Genomic DNA, 16663 nt, shown 5'->3' with positions numbered 1-16663 from the left:
CCGAACTGAGGGATTCATGGGACTCACCATCGGCGTCGACATCGGCGGCACGAAGATCGCGGCCGGCGTGGTCGACGAGGAAGGCAACATCCTCTCGACCCACAAGGTGCCGACCCCCACCACACCCGAGGCCATCGTGGACGCCATCGCCTCCGCGGTGGACGGCGCGCGCGTGGGGCACGAGATCGTCGGCGTCGGTATCGGTGCCGCCGGATACGTCAACCGCCAGCGCTCGACGGTCTACTTCGCGCCGAACATCGACTGGCGCCAGGAGCCGCTCAAGGAGAAGGTCGAGGCCCGCGTCGGCCTCCCCGTCGTCGTGGAGAACGACGCCAACGCCGCGGCCTGGGGCGAGTACAAGTTCGGCGGCGGCAAGGGCCACCGCAACGTCATCTGCATCACCCTCGGCACCGGCCTCGGCGGCGGCATCATCATCGGCAACAAGCTGCGCCGCGGCCACTTCGGGGTGGCCGCAGAGTTCGGCCACATCCGCATGGTGCCCGACGGTCTGCTGTGCGGCTGCGGCTCGCAGGGCTGCTGGGAGCAGTACGCGTCGGGCCGGGCGCTGGTGCGGTACGCCAAGCAGCGTGCCAACGCCACCCCCGAGCGCGCCGAGGTGCTGCTCGCGCTCGGCGACGGCACCCCCGACGGCATCGAGGGCAAGCACATCTCGGTCGCCGCCCGCCAGGGCTGCCCCGTCGCCGTGGACTCCTACCGGGAGCTGGCCCGCTGGGCCGGTGCCGGCCTCGCCGACCTGGCCTCGCTCTTCGACCCGTCCGCCTTCATCGTCGGCGGCGGCCTCTCGGACGAGGGCGACCTGGTCCTCGACCCGATCCGCAAGTCGTACAAGCGCTGGCTGGTCGGCGGCAACTGGCGCCCGGTCGCCGACGTGGTCGCCGCCCAACTCGGCAACAAGGCCGGCCTGGTGGGCGCGGCCGACCTGGCCCGGGAACCCGACCCGATCATGTGACAGTCGCTTTCAGAGCGACGGCAACCGTCCCCACCCAAGGGGCGCGGGGAACTGCGCGACCAGCCTCATCCGACCGGCAGTCGCCCACGAACCCCGCGCCCCGACCCATGAGGCGCCCGATCATGCGGTCCCGTAAATTGACGCCATGGCAACGTCCCTCCCCGCGCTCCCCAACTCCCGCACCGAGCCCGACGGTTCCGCGGTCATCCGCGTCCTGAGCTACAACATCCGCTCGCTGCGCGACGACACCGACGCCCTCGCCCGCGTCATCACCGCCTGCGCGCCCGACCTCGTCCTCCTCCAGGAGGCCCCCCGGCTCTTCCGCTGGCGCAAGAAGATCACCCGGCTGGCCGCCGCGTCCGACCTGGTCCTCCTCTCCGGGGGCGGCACCGCGGCCGGCCCCGCGCTGCTCTGCTCCCTGCGGGCCACCGTGGAGCGCACCGAGGACGTACTGCTCCCGCTCACCCCCGGCGAGCACCGCCGGGGCCTCGCCACCGCCGTGGTCCGCGTCGGCGGCGCCCGGCTCGGCGTACTGAGCACCCATCTGTCGCTGCGGCCGGACGAGCGCCACGAGCAGGCCGGCCTGCTCCTCGACCAGCTGGCCGCCCTGGGCGTGGAGCACGCCGTGGCGGGTGGCGACCTCAACGAGCGCCCCGGCGGCCGCACCTTCCGGCGGCTCGGCGACGGGCTGCGGGACTGCTGGACCGCCGCGCCCTGGGGCGGCGAGTACACCTTCCCCGCCACCGGCCCGGACCGGCGCATCGACGCCGTCTTCGTCACCGAGGGCGTGGAGGTGCTCGGCTGCGGCGTGCCGCTGGGGCTGCCCGGGGTGGCCGAGGACGACCTGAGGGCGGCCACGGACCACCTGCCGGTCCTGACCGCCCTCCGCGTACCCGCGACCACCTGAACCCGCACCCGGCCGGTCCCGGACCGGGCCGCTTCCGGAACCGGGGAGCAGGCCCTAGACCACCGCGCCCCGGCCCGGGTCGTCGTCGTCCTCGTCGCCCGTCCGCATCCGCATGACCAGGGTGGCGAAGCCGCCGAGGAAACCGCCGATGCTCAGCGTCGCCAGCCACCAGGTCATGTCCCAGCCGAGCAGCACCGCCAGCAGAAGCAGCACGGGGCCGCCGAGCACGCCCAGCCAGCCGAACTTGGAGGTGGGGTCCGCGTCGGGCAGCGGCGGCGGCTCGGGCGGTACGAAGTGGCCCTCGTCGTCCGCGTCGAAGTCCTCGTCGGACGGCTCGGCCGGCGTGTGGTCCCGGGGGCCGACCCCGGGCGCGAACGCCACGGAGCCGCCCAGCGGCCGCGCCGAGGACGGCTGGTCGGCCGAGGGCTTCTCGTCGTTCACCTCGGGCTCCAGGAGCGCGAGGTCCTCGACGGACTTGAACGGCTTCGCGCCCGGCGGGTCCGGAGGCTCCTCCCCGTACCCGGCGACGATCGCGGCCCAGGCGGCGTCCTCGTCCAAGGACGCGTCCTGCTGCCCCTCGGGCCCGCCGCCCGCCGCGCGCTCCCGCCCCTCGCGGCGCTCCCGCTCCAGGTCCCGCTCCTCGCGGTCCTCGCGGTCGGAGTCGTGCTCAGCCACCTGCGGCCGTCCCTTCCTTGCCGAGACCGGGCTCCGGTTCCCCGACGGAACCGGGCGCGAGCCGGCCGATGAACGCGACGCTCCGCGCGAAGATCCGGTCCGCATCGTGGTCCAACGTCGCCACGTGGTAGCTCTGTTCCAGCAGGACCTCCGTCACGTCCGTCGACGACACCCGGCCGAGGATCCGCGCCGAGTCGGTCGGCGGCACCACGTGGTCCTGCGGGCTGCGCAGCAGCAGCAGCGGCTGGGTCACCTGCGGCAGATCGCCGTCGGCGAGCCGGAAGAAGGCGCGCAGCGAGTGCGCCGAGTGCAGCGGCACCCGGTCGTACCCCAGCTCCGTACTGAGCGGCTTGGCGATGTCGCTGGCGATGCCCTTCGTCGCCGGCACCAGGTGGCGCAGGACCGGGAGGGCGTGCTGGGCCACGCCGTGCATCCGGTTCGCCGGGTTGACGACCATGACGCCCTCCACCGCGTCCCCGTGCTTGGCGGCCAGCCGCAGCGCCAGCGCACCGCCCATGGACAGACCGGCCACGAAGACCCGCGCGCAGCGCTCACGCAGGGCGCGCAACTCGCGGTCCACCTCCGCGTACCAGTCCTGCCAGCCCGTGACCTGCATGTCCTGCCAGCGCGTGCCGTGCCCGGGCAGCAGCGGCAGCGCGACGGTCAGGCCACGCGCGGCCAGGTACCGGGCCCAGGGGCGCAGCGACTGCGGGGAACCCGTGAAGCCGTGGCAGAGGAGGACGCCGACCTCCCCGCCCTCGTGGCGGAACGGCTCGGCTCCGGGCAGGACCGGCACGTCTCGGTCTCCTGTCGTCAGGGGGCCGGCACAGCCGGCACGTCGTGTGCGGTGCTCGTCGGTACTTCGCGGCTACTTCACCGTACGCGACCGCACTGACACCGACCAGGGCCGTCGGGGCCATTGACGGTGCCCCGGGTTAAGGTCTGAGCCTCAGACACGGGAGGCACTCGGTTGTTGTACGGCGCGATGAAGGTCACCATCGGGGGTTCGCTGAAGCTCGCCTTCCGGCCCTGGGTGGAAGGCCTGGAGCACATCCCGGCCGACGGCCCCGCCATTCTGGCGAGCAACCACCTGTCGTTCTCCGACTCGTTCTTCCTGCCCGCCGTCCTCGACCGCAAGGTGACCTTCATCGCCAAGGCCGAGTACTTCAACACGCCCGGAGTCAAGGGCCGGCTGACCGCCGCCTTCTTCAAGGGCGTGGGCCAGCTCCCGGTGGACCGCTCCGGTGCGCGCGGCGCGGGGGAGGCCGCCATCAAGAGCGGCATAGAGGTCCTGGAGCGCGGCGAGCTGTTCGGCATCTACCCCGAGGGCACGCGCTCCCCGGACGGTCGCCTCTACCGCGGCAAGCCGGGCGGCCTCGCGCGCGTGGCGCTCGCCACCGGTGCGCCCGTCCTCCCGGTCGCCATGATCGACACCGAGAAGATCCAGCCGCCCGGCCAGGTGATGCCGAAGCTGATGCGGCCCGGCATCCGGATCGGCAAGCCGCTGGACTTCGCCCGCTACCAGGGCATGGAGCACGACCGCTTCGTACTCCGCGCGGTCACCGACGAGGTCATGTACGAGATCATGAAGCTCTCCGGCCAGGAGTACGTCGACATGTACGCGACCGCCATGAAGCGGCAGCTCGCGGAGGCGGCGAAGGCCGAGAAGGAGGCGGCCAAGGCGGCCAGGGCCGCGCTCGCCCAGGCCGAGAAGGAACAGGCCGAGAAGGAACAGGCCGAGAAGGAACAGGCGGCGAAGGACCGGACCGGGCCCTAGGCGGCACACCGGCGGCGGTGCCCGGGGGAGGGGACAGGGGGACATGGCCAGGCGCGAGAGAGTCATGAGGATGTCGGTCGAGCAGCCGCTGTGGCGGGCGCTCGCCGGCTACCGCGTGCTCACCATGCTGTACGCGATCGGCTTCTTCGCCACCGCCTACTCCGGCTTCGACCGCCCCTGGCTGGCCGTCGCCTACTACGCCGTCCTCTTCGTGTGGACCCTGGCCACCCTCCCCAAGGTCGCGAACGCCGCGAGCTGCACCAAGCGCTTCCTCGCCGCCGACCTCACCGTCGCGCTGACCGGCGTCATGCTCACGCCCTTCGCCGACGCCCACGAACGCGTCATGGACGGCGGCCCGACCCTGCCGTCGATATGGACCGCCGGGTCCGTGCTGGCCTTCGCCATCAAGGGCGGCTGGCGTTGGGCGGCCGTCGCCTCCACCCTCGTCGCCGTCGCCAACCTGGTCGAACGCGGCACCCCGGCCCGCGACACCGTCCACAACGTCATCCTCGTCTGGGTCGCCTCCATCGCCATCGGCTACGTCGTCGAGGTCGCCCGTGCCTCCGAGCGCACCCTCGCCCGCGCCCTGGAGATCGAGGCGGCGACCCGGGAACGCGAGCGGCTCGCCCGGGACATCCACGACAGCGTCCTCCAGGTGCTGGCGATGGTGCAGCGCCGGGGCGCCGTCATCGGCGGCGAGGCGGCCGAGCTGGGCCGGCTCGCCGGCGAGCAGGAGGTCGCGCTGCGCACCCTGGTCTCCGGCGGCCTGGTGCCCGTCTCCCGGGTGTCGGAGGACACCGCCGACGGCGCGGTCGTACGGGCGGTGGACGAACCGGAGGGGACGGACCCGGACGGCCCCGTCGATCTGCGCGCGCTGCTCGCCCCGTACGCCGGCTCCCTGGTGAACCTGGCCGAGCCCGGAGCGCCGGTCCCGCTGGCGCCGGCCGCGGCGCGGGAGCTGGCGGCCGCCGTGGGAGCCGCCCTGGACAATGTGCGCAGGCACGTCGGCGAGCGGGCCCGCGCCTGGATCCTGGTCGAGGACGAACCCGACCAGGTGATCGTCACCGTCCGCGACGAGGGCCCCGGCATCCCGGACGGGCGGCTCGCCGAGGCCGAGGGAGAGGGACGGCTCGGCGTGGCCCTGTCCATCCGGGGCCGACTGCGCGACCTCGGCGGCACGGCCGAGCTGATCTCGGTGCCCGGCCAGGGCACGGAGGTCGAACTGAGGGCACCGAAGGAACCGGCGGCGGCGCCGCGCGGGGGAAAGGCGGCGGACCATGAGTGAACGACAGGACCCGATCAAGGTCATGGTGGTCGACGACCACCCGATGTGGCGCGACGCCGTCGCCCGGGACCTGGCCGAGTCCGGCTTCGACGTCGTCGCCACGGCGAGCGACGGCGACCAGGCCGTGCGCCGGGCCCGGGCCGCCGCGCCCGACGTCCTCGTGCTCGACCTCAACCTGCCCGCCAAGCCCGGCGTCCAGGTCTGCAAGGAGGTCGTCGGCGCCGACCCGAAGGTGCGGGTGCTGGTGCTCTCGGCGAGCGGGGAGCACGCCGACGTCCTGGAGGCGGTGAAGTCCGGCGCGACCGGGTACCTGCTGAAGTCCGCCTCCACCGAGGAGTTGCGGGACGCGGTGCACCGCACGGCCGCGGGCGACCCGGTCTTCACCCCGGGCCTGGCCGGACTGGTCCTCGGCGAGTACCGCCGCCTCGCCTCCGAACCCGCCGCCGCCGTGGGCACCGACGACCCCCAGGCGCCCCGGCTCACCGAGCGGGAGACCGAGGTGCTGCGGCTGGTCGCCAAGGGCCTGAGCTACAAGCAGATCGCCGAACGCCTCGTCATCTCCCACCGCACCGTGCAGAACCACGTCCAGAACACCCTGGGCAAGCTCCAGCTGCACAACCGGGTGGAACTGGTGCGGTATGCACTCGAACGAGGTCTGGACGACGTCTGACCCCGCGGAGGACAGTGGCCTCAACCACTCACCCTGACAAAGGGGTTGTGCGATGAAGGTCGGAGTACTGACCGGAGGCGGTGACTGCCCCGGACTCAACGCCGTCATCCGGGCCGTCGTCCGCAAGGGTGTACAGGAGTACGGCTACGACTTCACCGGTTTCCGGGACGGCTGGCGCGGCCCCCTGGAGGGCACCACCGTCCCGCTCGACATCCCGGCCGTCCGCGGCATCCTGCCCCGCGGCGGCACCGTCCTCGGCTCCTCGCGCACCAATCCGCTCCAGCGGGAGGACGGCATACGGCGGATCAAGGACAACCTCGCCGCGCTCGGCGTCGAGGCGCTCGTCGCCATCGGCGGCGAGGACACCCTCGGCGTCGCCACCCGCCTCGCCGACGAGTACGGCGTGCCCTGCGTCGGCGTCCCCAAGACCATCGACAACGACCTGTCCGCCACCGACTACACCTTCGGCTTCGACACCGCCGTCGGTATCGCCACGGAGGCCATCGACCGGCTGCACACCACCGCCGAGTCCCACATGCGCGTCCTGGTCGTCGAGGTCATGGGCCGGCACGCCGGCTGGATCGCCCTCCACTCGGGCCTGGCCGGCGGCGCCAACGTCATCCTCATCCCCGAGCAGCGCTTCGACGTCGAGCAGGTGTGCGCCTGGGTGACCTCCCGCTTCCGGGCGTCCTACGCCCCGATCGTGGTCGTCGCCGAGGGGGCGGTGCCGCGCGACGGCGACCTGGTGCTCAAGGACCAGTCCCTGGACTCCTACGGACACGTGAGGCTGTCCGGGGTCGGCGAATGGCTGGCCAAGCAGATCGAGAAACGCACCGGCAAGGAGGCCCGCACCACCGTCCTCGGCCACGTCCAGCGCGGCGGCACCCCCAGTGCCTTCGACCGCTGGCTCGCCACCCGGTTCGGTCTGCACGCGATCGACTGCGTGCACGACGGGGACTTCGGGAAGATGGTGGCGCTGCGCGGCACGGACATCGTCCGCGTCCCCATCGCCGAGGCCACGGCCCGGCTGAAGACGGTCGACCCGGCGCTGTACGAGGAGGTCGGCGTCTTCTTCGGCTGACCTCGGCCGACCAACCGACCGACCAACCGACCGGCGACGGCGGGCCGGGGGTCGTATATTCGGCCCGGAGCCCACCACGACGGGAGCGGTCATGGAGATCCTTGCCTTCGGCGTCCAGGCCGACGAGAAGCCCCTGATCGAGCGGGCCTTCCGCGACCGCGAGGACGTCCGCTGCCTGGACGTCTTCCTCAACGAGGACACCGCCCCCATCGCGGCCGGCCACGAGATCGTCTCCACGTCCGTCAACGCCGACCTCGGCGCGGGCGTCCTGGAGATCCTCGCGGCCGGCGGCACCCGGATGGTGGCCCAGCGCTCCACCGGCTTCAACAACGTCGACCTCGACACGGCCGAGCGGCTCGGCATGACCGTGTCCCGGGTCTCGTACTACTCGCCGTACTCGGTCGCCGAGTTCGCCTGGGCGCTGGCCATGGCCGTCAACCGGCGGATCGTGCGCGCCTCCATCCGCACCCGCGACTTCGACTTCCGCCTGCACGGGCTGATGGGCCGGGACCTGCACGGCCGCACCGCCGGCGTCCTCGGCACCGGCAAGATCGGCGAGGCCTTCGCCCGGATCGCCCACGGGTTCGGGATGCGGCTGCTCGGCTGGGACGTCGCCGAGAACCCGGCCTGCGCCGAGCTGGGCATGCGCTACGTCCCGAAGGACGAGCTGCTCGCCCGCTCCGACCTGATCACCCTGCACGTGCCGCTGATGCCCGAGACCCGGCACCTGATCGACGCGGCCGCCCTGAAGTCGATGCGCGACGACGCCATCCTGGTCAACTCCAGCCGCGGCGGCCTGATCGACACCGCCGCCCTCGTCGGCGAGCTGCGCGCCGGCCGCTTCGCGGGCGTCGGCCTGGACGTGTACGAGGCGGAGGCGGGCCTGTTCTTCCTCGACAAGTCCCTGGAGGCCGTCGAGGACGACACCCTGGCCCGCCTCGTCACCTTCCCGAACGTCCTGGTCACCTCGCACCAGGCGTACTACACCGAGGACGCCGTCGGCCAGATCGTCGACGCGACGGCACGCAACGTCCTCGACTACCGGGAGGGCCGCCGCTCGGAGAACGTGCTGGTCCCGCGCAGCTGACCGGTCAGCTCCCGCACGATCGCCGCGCCGTTCAGCGTCAGCACCGACTCCGGGTGGAACTGCACCCCGGCGAAGCCGCCGCCCCGCAGCGCGTGCACCTCGCCGCCCGCCGAGCGGCTCACCTCGATGCCGTGCGCGGCAAGCTCCGCCAGCGCCGCGTCGTCGCAGCGCGCGGTGAAGCTGTTGTAGAAGCCGACCGTCTCCCGTCGCCCGAACAGGTCGATCTCCGTCTGGGCACCCTGGTACGGCACCTCCTTGCGCACGATGTCGAGCCCCAGCTCCGCCGCGATCAGCTCGTGCCCGAGGCAGACACCGAGGACGCCGTGCCGGTTCGCCGCGAGCAGCTCGGCGGTCAGGGACCGCAGGAAGCGCATCTTCGGGTCGGCCGGGTCGGTCGGATCACCGGGGCCGGGCCCCAGCACCACCGGCCCCTCGTGCCCGAGCACCGCCTCGCGCAGCCCCGCCCCGTCGTACCGCCGCACGCTCACGGCGAGCCCCGAGGAGCGCAGCACGTGCGCGAGCATCGCCGTGAAGGTGTCCTCCGCGTCGACGACCAGGGCGTGCCCGGTGCGCGCGACCGGGTGTTCCCGCATCCGCAGCCAGAACGGGGCCAGCGAGGCGCGGCGCCCGTCCAGTGCCGCCCGGACCCGGGGGTCGTCGGCCAGCCTCGGCCGCTCGGCCTCCGCACGCGGCCGGGACGGGCCCACGCCCAGCGCCGCCAGTACCCCGGCCGCCTTGGCGTGGGTCTCCGCGACCTCGCCCGCCGGGTCCGAACCGCGCACCAGCGTGGCGCCGACCGGCACCCGCAGCCGCCCCGCCGCGTCGATGTCGGCGGTACGGATCAGGATGGGGGAGTCGAGGGTCTGCGCTCCGGCCGCCCGCCCCGGCCCCTCGCCCGGCCCCTCGCCCGGGTCCCGCCCGAGCAGCGCCAGCGCGCCCGCGTAGTAGCCCCGCCCGCCGCTCTCGTGCCGCTCGATGACCCGGCAGGCGTTCTGCACCGGCGAGCCGGTGACCGTCGCCGCGAACATCGTCTCCCGCAGCACCTCCCGCACGTCCAGGGAGGACTTGCCGCGCAGTTCGTACTCGGTGTGCGCGAGGTGCGCCATCTCCTTGAGCCGCGGGCCGACGACCACCCCGCCCATGTCGCCGACGGTGCACATCATCTTCAGTTCCTCGTCGACGACCATCGACAGCTCCTCGATCTCCTTGCCGTCGGCGAGGAAGCCGAGGAGGTGCTCGGGCGTGGGCCCCTCGGCGGGGTAGCGGTACGTGCCGCTGATCGGGTTCATCACCACCGTGGCGCCCGCCCGTCCCCCACCACCGCCCTCGGCCGGGAGCGCGTCGCGCTCGTCCCTCCAGCCCGACATCCGGACGTGCACCTCCGGGCTGGCCCCGACCAGCGTGCGGTCCCCGGTGTGCACGACGAACGTCCAGTACGCGCCCCGCTCGCCCTCCAGCAGCCGCCGGAACAGCGCCAGCGCGTCGGCCCGCCCGAACCCCGGGATCCGGCCCTCGTACGTCCGCCGGATGACGAAGTTGGCGCCCTCACCGGCGCCGATCTCCTCGTCCAGCACCCGCCCGACGATCCGCGCGTACTCCTCGTCGCCGACGTCGAAGGCACCGCCCTCGACCCGGACGTCGTGCGCGGGCAGCCGGGTGAGCGCCTCGGTGAGCGGGACGTCGTAGCGCTCCTCGGGGGTGAGCATCAGCAGCGGCGTACCGTCGTCGCGGACGTCGAAGCCGCGCTCCCGGATCTGCCGGAAGGGGACGAGGGCCAGCCCTTCCTCGGGCAGTGCGGCCAGTTCCTCGTACTCCGTGACCGGCCCGAGCAGCAGTTCCACGAGGTCGTGGTCGTGGCCGGGGGTCCGACGGCGGAGCAGGGCGAACGGGCGGGTGTCGGCCAGGAGGCCGTCGAGCGGTGACACGGGCTGCGTCGCGGACGGTGTCATGTGTGGTGTCCCTCTCAGGAGGAGGAACGGCCCGGTCGCGGAAACACCGAAGGCCGCCCCTCGGGCGGCCTTCGCGGAGTCATGTGCAACGCGCAGTCAGTGGGCCGCCGGATGAGCGGTCCACCACCAGTTCTGGGTCGAGTGCGCGAACATGGGGCGCAGCGTACCCCACGACGACGCGTCCACGGAGCGTGCGACCCGTCTCACTCTCTGAGCGCGGCGAAGGAGGACCGTCGTGACCGCGTAGTGTTTGGCGGGTGACCGTGAACGCTGATTCTCAAAGCGTCGCCGCTCAGGCGACATGGCGAAACCTGCCTGCGGCGCAGCAGCCCGAGTACCCGGATGCCGAGGCTCTGCGCGATGTGATCGCCGAGCTCGAAACGTATCCCCCGCTGGTGTTCGCCGGCGAGTGCGACCAGCTGCGTGCCCGGATGGCGGCCGTCGCCAAGGGAGAGGCGTTCCTGCTCCAGGGCGGTGACTGCGCCGAGTCGTTCGACGCGGTGTCGGCCGAGCACATCCGGGCGAAGCTGAAGACGCTGCTCCAGATGGGCGCCGTCCTCACCTACGCCGCGTCCGTGCCCGTGGTGAAGGTCGGCCGGATCGCCGGCCAGTACTCCAAGCCGCGCTCCAAGCCGACCGAGACCCGCGACGGCGTGACCCTGCCGACCTACCGGGGCGACTCGGTCAACGGCTTCGACTTCACCGAGGCGGCCCGGGTCCCGGACCCCGAGCGGCTCAAGCGCATGTACCACGCGTCGGCGTCCACGCTGAACCTGGTGCGCGCCTTCACCACCGGCGGCTACGCCGACCTCAGGCAGGTGCACGCCTGGAACCAGGACTTCGTGAAGTCCTCCCCCTCCGGCCAGCGCTACGAGCAGCTCGCCCGGGAGATCGACAACGCGCTGAACTTCATGCGGGCCTGCGGGACGGACCCGGCCGAGTTCCAGACGGTCGAGTTCTTCTCCTCGCACGAGGCGCTGCTGATGGACTACGAGTCGGCCCTCACCCGCGTCGACTCGCGCACCGGGCAGCTGTACGACGTCTCCGGGCACATGGTGTGGGTCGGTGAGCGCACCCGGCAGCTGGACCACGCGCACATCGAGTTCGCCTCGCGGATCCGCAACCCGATCGGCGTCAAGCTCGGCCCGAACACGACGGCCGAGGAGGCGCTGCAGTACATCGAGCGCCTCGACCCCGAGCGCGAGCCCGGCCGGCTGACCTTCATCGTCCGGATGGGCGCGGACAAGATCCGCGACAGGCTCCCCGAGCTGGTGGAGAAGGTCACCGCGTCCGGTGCCACCGTCGCCTGGATCACCGACCCGATGCACGGCAACACCTACGAGGCGGCGTCCGGCCACAAGACGCGCCGCTTCGACGACGTGCTCGACGAGGTCAAGGGCTTCTTCGAGGTCCACAAGTCGCTCGGCACCCACCCGGGCGGCATCCACGTGGAGCTGACCGGCGACGACGTCACCGAGTGCGTGGGCGGCGGCGACGAGATCTTCGTCGACGACCTGCACCAGCGCTACGAGACGGCCTGCGACCCGCGGCTGAACCGCAGCCAGTCGCTCGACCTGGCGTTCCTGGTGGCGGAGATGTACCGGGACCAGTGACGGACCGCCCCCGCGGGGGCGGGTGAAATGGGGCGCGGGTCACACGGGATCCGCGCCCCCTCCACTTTTGCCGGCCTTGCGCGATGGGTAAGGTTAGGTTTGCCTCACCGGCCAGTCGGGTCCTCCGGTCGTCGTCGGTACGGCACGACCTTGTACCCCGCCCGGGAGGTGAACCGCGTGTTCGTCTGCAGCTGCTTCGGTGTCACCGAGGAACAGGTGAAGAGCCACGCGGAGGCCGGCGCGTGCACGCCCCGGCAGATCGCCTCCGCCTGCAAGGCGGGCACCGACTGCGGCGGCTGCGTACGCCGGATCCAGGCCCTGCTCGGTCGCGGTGCCTGTCCCCGCCGGCAGCTGGCCGACCAGGGGGCGCCCGTCCTCACGGAGCTTCCCGAAGCGGCCTGAGACCCGCTAGAGCGTGCCCGGGCCCGACGGATCCGGCTGGGTCTGCTCGATCACCGTCGACAGGTACAGGGACTCACCCAGCTTCTCGACCAGGTCGAGCTGCGTCTCCAGGTAGTCGATGTGGTGCTCCTCGTCGGCGAGGATCGCCTCGAAGACGTTGGCCGACGTGATGTCGTGCTTGGCCCGCATCACCTCGATGCCCCGGCGCAGCCGGTCGATCGCCTCCAGCTCGACCTCCCGGTCGGCCTGGAACATCTCGGTCACGCTCTGGCCGACCCGCACGTGGAAGAGCCGCTGGTAGTTCGGCAGGCCGTCCAGGAGCAGGATGCGGTCGGTGAGGACCTCGGCGTGGCGCATCTCGTCGAAGGACTCGGCGCGCGTGTACTTCGCGAGCTTGTGCCAGCCCTTGTGGTCCTGCAGCTTCGCGTGCAGGAAGTACTGGTTGATGGCCGTGAGCTCGGCGGTCAGCTGCTCATTGAGGAACTCGATGACTTCCGGGTCGCCCTGCATCGCTTGACGCTCCTTCGAACGGGAACAGGCGTGTTGCGCGGCATGATTGCACCGGCTCCGAAGATCGTCCAGTAAGTGTCGACTTAGTAAGTAAGTACAGGCTTAGTCGTCTTGATCCAGGATTGATGCTGTTTGCCCGAATGTAAGTGGGGCGGGTCGGGGGGCGGGGACCCGGGTCTGTCAGGATGGAGGCATGGGTCAGCCGGTGGGACACGAATCGGGAGAAGGCGGTTCGCAAGGAGCGTCGCGGTTCGAGCTCCCGCCCGGCCAGCGGCTGCAGCGCGGCTGGCCCGTCACGCACTACGGACCGGTCCCCAAGTTCCGCCCCGAGCGCTGGGAGTTCCGGGTCTTCGGCGCCACCACCGGCGACGAGAAGCACGGCTGGACCCACGACGAGTTCACCGCCCTGCCGTACACCACGGTCGTCGCCGACCTGCACTGTGTCACGAAGTTCAGCATGCTCGGCTCCGAGTGGGGCGGTGTCCCGGCCGCCACGATCCTGGACCTCGCCCCGCCCGCGCCCTCCGTCACCCACGTGATGGTGTGGGCCGAGTACGGGTTCAGCTCCAACCTCAGGCTCGCCGACTTCGCCGCCGCGCGCACCCTCTTCGCCACCCACAAGGACGGCGAACTGCTGACCGCCGAGCACGGCTTCCCGCTGCGGCTCGTCGTCCCGCACCTGTACGCCTGGAAGGGCCCGAAATGGGTCCGCGGCATCGAGTACATGACCGCCGACCGGCGCGGGTTCTGGGAGGAGCGCGGCTACCACAACATCGGCGACCCGTGGCGCGAGCAGCGCTACTCCTACCAGGAGGAGCCGGGGGACGGCCCCGAGCTGTAACCCCGGGGGATCAGGCGTCGCGCAGCTTCTTCAGCCGCTCCACGTCCGCCGCGTGCCCCTCCTTGCCGCCCGGCGTCTCGATGACCAGCGGCACGCCCTCGGTCGCCGGGTGCGTCATCAGGGCGCGGAACGGATCCTCGCCGATGTGACCGGCGCCGATGTTCTCGTGCCGGTCCTTGTGCGCCCCGGCCACGTCCTTGGAGTCGTTGGCGTGGATCAGCCTCAGCCGGCCCTCGCCGACCGTGTCCACCAGCAGGTCGAGCGTTTGGTGCATGCCCGACGGCCCGGTCAGGTCGTGGCCGGCCGCGAAGATGTGGCAGGTGTCCAGGCACACGCCCAGCTTCGGATGGGCGTCCAGCGCCTCGAAGTACGGCCCGAAGTCCCAGGTCCGCGAGCACAGGGAGGAGCCCTGCCCGGCGGTCGACTCCAGGAGCAGGTACGGGTCGTCGTCGTGGGTCAGCTCGTCGAGCAGCGGCAGCATGTGCTCCCGCACCTGCTTCAGCGCCACCGCCCGGTCCCGTCCGCCGGTCGCGCTCCCGGTGTGCACCACCACGCCCCGCGCCCCGATCGCCCGCCCGCGCCGCAGCGAGTGCCGCAGCGACTCGACCGACCGCTCCACCGTCGCCTCGGTGTGCGAACCGAAGTTGATCAGGTACGGCGCGTGCACGTACGCCGGGATCGACCCGGCCGCGCACGCCCCCCGGAACGCCTCGTCCTGCTTCGGGTTGCCGGCCGGTGTGGCCCAGCCGCGCGGATTGGCGACGAAGACCTGCACGGCCTCCGCCCGCAGCTCACGGGCGTAGGACAGTCCGACGGAGTGCAGCCCGCCGGCCACCGGGACGTGGCCGCCGACGGGGTTGCGGGGGAGGGCGGCGGAGACGGTGGCCGAGGGGGCGGACGGTTGACTCTTCACCCATCCAGGGTGTCATGCGGCGGACGGTGCCCCTCACCTGATGGTGATCTTGACGGTGGACCCCTCGGGAGCCGTGTCGCCGCCGTCCACCGACTGGTCCTTGACCGTGTCGCCGAACAGCCCCAGCAGACCGCGCTCCTCGTCCACCTCGAAGCCCGCGTCCTCCAGCTTCCGCCTGGCGTCGTCCACACGGTCGCCGACCACGTCCGGGACCTCGATCATGCGGGGGCCCTTGGACACCGTGAGCGTGACCGTGTCGCCCTCGGCGGCCCGGCCGCCCGGGTCCGGCGCCTGCCGGGCCACCTTGCCGCTGTCGTACTCGGAGTTCACCCGCTCGTCGGCGACCTTCACCTTCAGGCCGGCGTCCGTCAGCTCCGCCCTGGCGTCCTCCAGGTCGTCCCCGGTGACGTCCGGGACGTCGATCGGACTGCCCTTGCTGACGACGAGCGCGACCGCCGAGCCCGCGCGCACCGTGGTGCCCGCCTTGGGCTTGGTGGAGATCACGAAACCCCTGGCCACCTCGTCGCTGAAGGCCCGCGTCACCATCCCCGGCTCCAGCCCGTCGTCCTTCAGCAGCCCCCGCGCCCGGTCCAGCTTGTAGCCCGTCACGTCCGTCAGCTTCACGGTGTCGGGGCCGTCGGAGACCGTGAGCGACACCGAGTCGTTCTTCCGGATGCGGTCGCCCACCCCGGGATCGGTGCTGATGACCTTGCCGCGCTCGACGGTGTCGCTGTACGCGTGCCGCACCTTGCCGACGTCGAGACCGGCGTCGTCCAGCCGGTCGCGGGCCTGCGCCTCGGTCTTGGACAGCAGCGGCGGCACCTTCGTGAACTGGCCCGAGTTGATGTACCAGATGCCCGTGCCGACGCCGAGCACCAGCAGCACGGCCACGACGACCGCCAGCGGACCGCGCCGCGGCCGGGGCAGGCGGGACCGGGCCGGGGCGGGCGGGGAGCCGCCAGCCGGCTGGTGCGGTCGACCCCGTCCGCGCCGGACCCGCCGTCCGCGCCGGTGGGGGAGGTCAGCGCGCGCGGGATGACGCTCGTACGGTCCTCGGCGTTGTCGTGCTCCGCGGCGAGGGCCTGCGGCGGCACCGCGTCCAGCTGGTCCGCGCTCAGCGCCTCACGCGCCTCACGGGCCCGCGCCAGCAGCGCCACGGCGTCGTGCGGCCGGATCTCCGGGTTGCGGGCGGTCGCCGAGGCGACCAGCTCGTCCAGCTCGTACGCCATCCCCGGCACCGCGGCCGACGGCGGCGGCACGTCCTCGTGGAGGTGCTTGTAGAGCACCGCCGCGGGCGAGTCCCCGTCGTGGGGCTTGGCGCCGGTCAGCATCTCGTGGAGCAGGACGCCGCACGCGTACACGTCGACCCTGGGGTCGGCGGTGCCGTGCTCGATCTGCTCGGGCGCCAGGTAGGAGACGGTGCCGAGAACGGCACCCGTGGTGCTGGTGACGGTGTCCACGGCCCGGACCAGGCCGAAGTCGGCGACCTTGACCCGGCCGTCGTCCCCTATGAGGACGTTCTCCGGCTTCATGTCCCGGTGCACGAACCCCGCCCGGTGCGCGGCGCCCAGCGCGGCCAGCACCGACTCCAGGATGTCCAGCGCGGCCCGCGGCCGCAGCGCCCCCCGCTCGCGCAGCACGTCCCGCAGGGTGCAGCCCGCGACGTACTCCATGGCGAGGTAGACGTACGCCCCCTCGGCCCCCTGGTCGAAAACCTGGACGACATTGGGGTGGTCGAGCCGCGCCACCGACTTCGCCTCGCGGATGAACCGCTCGACGAAGGTCGCGTCCGTCGCCAGCGCCGGGTGCATCACCTTCAGCGCGAGCACGCGGTCCAGGCGGGTGTCCACGGCCCGGTAGACCGTGGCCATCCCGCCGACCGCGATCCGCGCCTCGACGCGGTACCGGCCGTCGAGCACCTGCCCGACGAGAGGGTCCTGAAGGGTCGTGTCCACGCAGGTGAGTGTACGAGCCACCACCGAC

At 72.3% G+C, this 16663-nt stretch carries 16 protein-coding genes and 1 pseudogene; 10 read left to right on the top strand and 7 right to left on the bottom strand.

Features of this window, described 5'->3' with window-relative positions; all coding sequences use genetic code 11:
- The first annotated feature begins 16 nt into the window (after positions 1-16).
- On the top strand, positions 17-970 hold the full coding sequence (locus BJ961_RS27375; RefSeq protein ID WP_271415455.1) for an ROK family glucokinase: 954 nt from the start codon (positions 17-19) through the stop codon (positions 968-970).
- A 145-nt stretch (positions 971-1115) separates the two neighbouring features.
- Positions 1116-1877 carry an endonuclease/exonuclease/phosphatase family protein gene (locus BJ961_RS27370; protein ID WP_271415454.1) on the top strand — a complete coding sequence of 254 codons (762 nt, stop codon included), beginning with the start codon at positions 1116-1118 and terminating at the stop codon, positions 1875-1877.
- Positions 1878-1931: 54 nt separating this feature from the next.
- Here BJ961_RS27370 and BJ961_RS27365 read toward each other — a convergent pair whose 3' ends face one another.
- Entirely contained in the window at positions 1932-2552 is a 621-nt protein-coding gene (locus BJ961_RS27365) for a hypothetical protein (RefSeq protein ID WP_271415453.1), read from the bottom strand.
- The gene (locus BJ961_RS27360) at positions 2545-3348 is read right to left on the bottom strand and encodes an alpha/beta hydrolase (RefSeq protein ID WP_271415452.1); all 804 of its coding nucleotides are present in this window, start codon (positions 3346-3348) and stop codon (positions 2545-2547) included. Before BJ961_RS27360 ends, BJ961_RS27365 begins: the two co-directional genes overlap by 8 nt.
- Before the next feature lie 189 nt (positions 3349-3537).
- Between BJ961_RS27360 and BJ961_RS27355 the strand changes: the two genes are divergently transcribed.
- From BJ961_RS27355 to BJ961_RS27335, 5 genes are all read left to right on the top strand, one after another.
- On the top strand, positions 3538-4329 hold the full coding sequence (locus tag BJ961_RS27355; protein ID WP_271415451.1) for a lysophospholipid acyltransferase family protein: 792 nt from the start codon (positions 3538-3540) through the stop codon (positions 4327-4329).
- A gap of 43 nt (positions 4330-4372) precedes the next feature.
- Positions 4373-5614 carry a MacS family sensor histidine kinase gene (macS, locus tag BJ961_RS27350; RefSeq protein ID WP_271415450.1) on the top strand — a complete coding sequence of 414 codons (1242 nt, stop codon included), beginning with the start codon at positions 4373-4375 and terminating at the stop codon, positions 5612-5614.
- The gene (locus BJ961_RS27345) at positions 5607-6284 is read left to right on the top strand and encodes a response regulator (protein WP_271415449.1); all 678 of its coding nucleotides are present in this window, start codon (positions 5607-5609) and stop codon (positions 6282-6284) included. The genes macS and BJ961_RS27345 overlap by 8 nt, the downstream gene beginning before the upstream one ends.
- 52 nt (positions 6285-6336) lie before the next feature.
- Positions 6337-7365: a 6-phosphofructokinase gene (locus tag BJ961_RS27340; protein WP_271415448.1), complete on the top strand. Its 1029-nt coding sequence runs from the start codon at positions 6337-6339 to the stop codon at positions 7363-7365.
- Positions 7366-7456: 91 nt separating this feature from the next.
- Positions 7457-8452 (top strand): 2-hydroxyacid dehydrogenase, encoded by a 996-nt coding sequence (locus tag BJ961_RS27335; protein ID WP_271415447.1) that lies wholly within the window; start codon positions 7457-7459, stop codon positions 8450-8452.
- Here the strand turns inward: BJ961_RS27335 and BJ961_RS27330 are convergent.
- Together BJ961_RS27330 and BJ961_RS36215 are read right to left on the bottom strand one after the other, a co-directional pair.
- Positions 8404-10401, bottom strand: coding sequence for an anthranilate synthase family protein (locus BJ961_RS27330; RefSeq protein ID WP_271415446.1), 1998 nt, complete (start codon positions 10399-10401; stop codon positions 8404-8406). The two genes, BJ961_RS27335 and BJ961_RS27330, sit on opposite strands and share 49 nt — an antisense overlap.
- 96 nt (positions 10402-10497) lie before the next feature.
- Positions 10498-10554 carry a trp operon leader peptide gene (locus tag BJ961_RS36215; RefSeq protein ID WP_071528813.1) on the bottom strand — a complete coding sequence of 19 codons (57 nt, stop codon included), beginning with the start codon at positions 10552-10554 and terminating at the stop codon, positions 10498-10500.
- 104 nt (positions 10555-10658) lie between these two features.
- On the opposite strand from BJ961_RS36215, the gene BJ961_RS27325 reads away from it, so the two are divergent.
- Positions 10659-12014 carry a class II 3-deoxy-7-phosphoheptulonate synthase gene (locus BJ961_RS27325; RefSeq protein ID WP_271415445.1) on the top strand — a complete coding sequence of 452 codons (1356 nt, stop codon included), beginning with the start codon at positions 10659-10661 and terminating at the stop codon, positions 12012-12014.
- A 168-nt stretch (positions 12015-12182) separates the two neighbouring features.
- Complete coding sequence (locus tag BJ961_RS27320; RefSeq protein ID WP_271417183.1) at positions 12183-12416, top strand: (2Fe-2S)-binding protein; 234 nt, start codon at positions 12183-12185, stop codon at positions 12414-12416.
- Between the two features lie 6 nt (positions 12417-12422).
- On the opposite strand, the gene bfr is transcribed toward BJ961_RS27320, so the two are convergent.
- On the bottom strand, positions 12423-12926 hold the full coding sequence (gene bfr / locus BJ961_RS27315; RefSeq protein WP_271415444.1) for a bacterioferritin: 504 nt from the start codon (positions 12924-12926) through the stop codon (positions 12423-12425).
- Between the two features lie 193 nt (positions 12927-13119).
- Here bfr and BJ961_RS27310 point away from each other — a divergent pair, with 193 nt between their 5' ends.
- The gene (locus BJ961_RS27310) at positions 13120-13767 is read left to right on the top strand and encodes a sulfite oxidase-like oxidoreductase (RefSeq protein ID WP_271415443.1); all 648 of its coding nucleotides are present in this window, start codon (positions 13120-13122) and stop codon (positions 13765-13767) included.
- A gap of 10 nt (positions 13768-13777) precedes the next feature.
- Here BJ961_RS27310 and BJ961_RS27305 read toward each other — a convergent pair whose 3' ends face one another.
- Complete coding sequence (locus BJ961_RS27305; protein WP_271415442.1) at positions 13778-14680, bottom strand: deoxyribonuclease IV; 903 nt, start codon at positions 14678-14680, stop codon at positions 13778-13780.
- 33 nt (positions 14681-14713) lie between these two features.
- Positions 14714-16635, bottom strand: a pseudogene (pknB, locus tag BJ961_RS27300) (Stk1 family PASTA domain-containing Ser/Thr kinase).
- Positions 16636-16663: the final 28 nt, after the last annotated feature.

Source organism: Streptomyces lienomycini (assembly GCF_027947595.1).
GTDB lineage: Bacteria > Actinomycetota > Actinomycetes > Streptomycetales > Streptomycetaceae > Streptomyces > Streptomyces lienomycini.
Note: the sequence above shows the minus strand (reverse complement) of the source record. Positions and strands in the feature narration are given on the sequence as shown.

Coding starts and splice junctions, on each gene's coding strand:
- BJ961_RS27335 (WP_271415447.1), top strand. CDS start 7,457: ATGGAGATCCTTGCCTTCGGCGTCCAGGCCGACGAGAAGCCCCTGATC.
- macS (WP_271415450.1), top strand. CDS start 4,373: ATGGCCAGGCGCGAGAGAGTCATGAGGATGTCGGTCGAGCAGCCGCTG.
- BJ961_RS27370 (WP_271415454.1), top strand. CDS start 1,116: ATGGCAACGTCCCTCCCCGCGCTCCCCAACTCCCGCACCGAGCCCGAC.
- bfr (WP_271415444.1), bottom strand. CDS start 12,926: ATGCAGGGCGACCCGGAAGTCATCGAGTTCCTCAATGAGCAGCTGACC.
- BJ961_RS27340 (WP_271415448.1), top strand. CDS start 6,337: ATGAAGGTCGGAGTACTGACCGGAGGCGGTGACTGCCCCGGACTCAAC.
- BJ961_RS27330 (WP_271415446.1), bottom strand. CDS start 10,401: ATGACACCGTCCGCGACGCAGCCCGTGTCACCGCTCGACGGCCTCCTG.
- BJ961_RS27355 (WP_271415451.1), top strand. CDS start 3,538: ATGAAGGTCACCATCGGGGGTTCGCTGAAGCTCGCCTTCCGGCCCTGG.
- BJ961_RS27310 (WP_271415443.1), top strand. CDS start 13,120: ATGGGTCAGCCGGTGGGACACGAATCGGGAGAAGGCGGTTCGCAAGGA.
- BJ961_RS27345 (WP_271415449.1), top strand. CDS start 5,607: ATGAGTGAACGACAGGACCCGATCAAGGTCATGGTGGTCGACGACCAC.
- BJ961_RS27375 (WP_271415455.1), top strand. CDS start 17: ATGGGACTCACCATCGGCGTCGACATCGGCGGCACGAAGATCGCGGCC.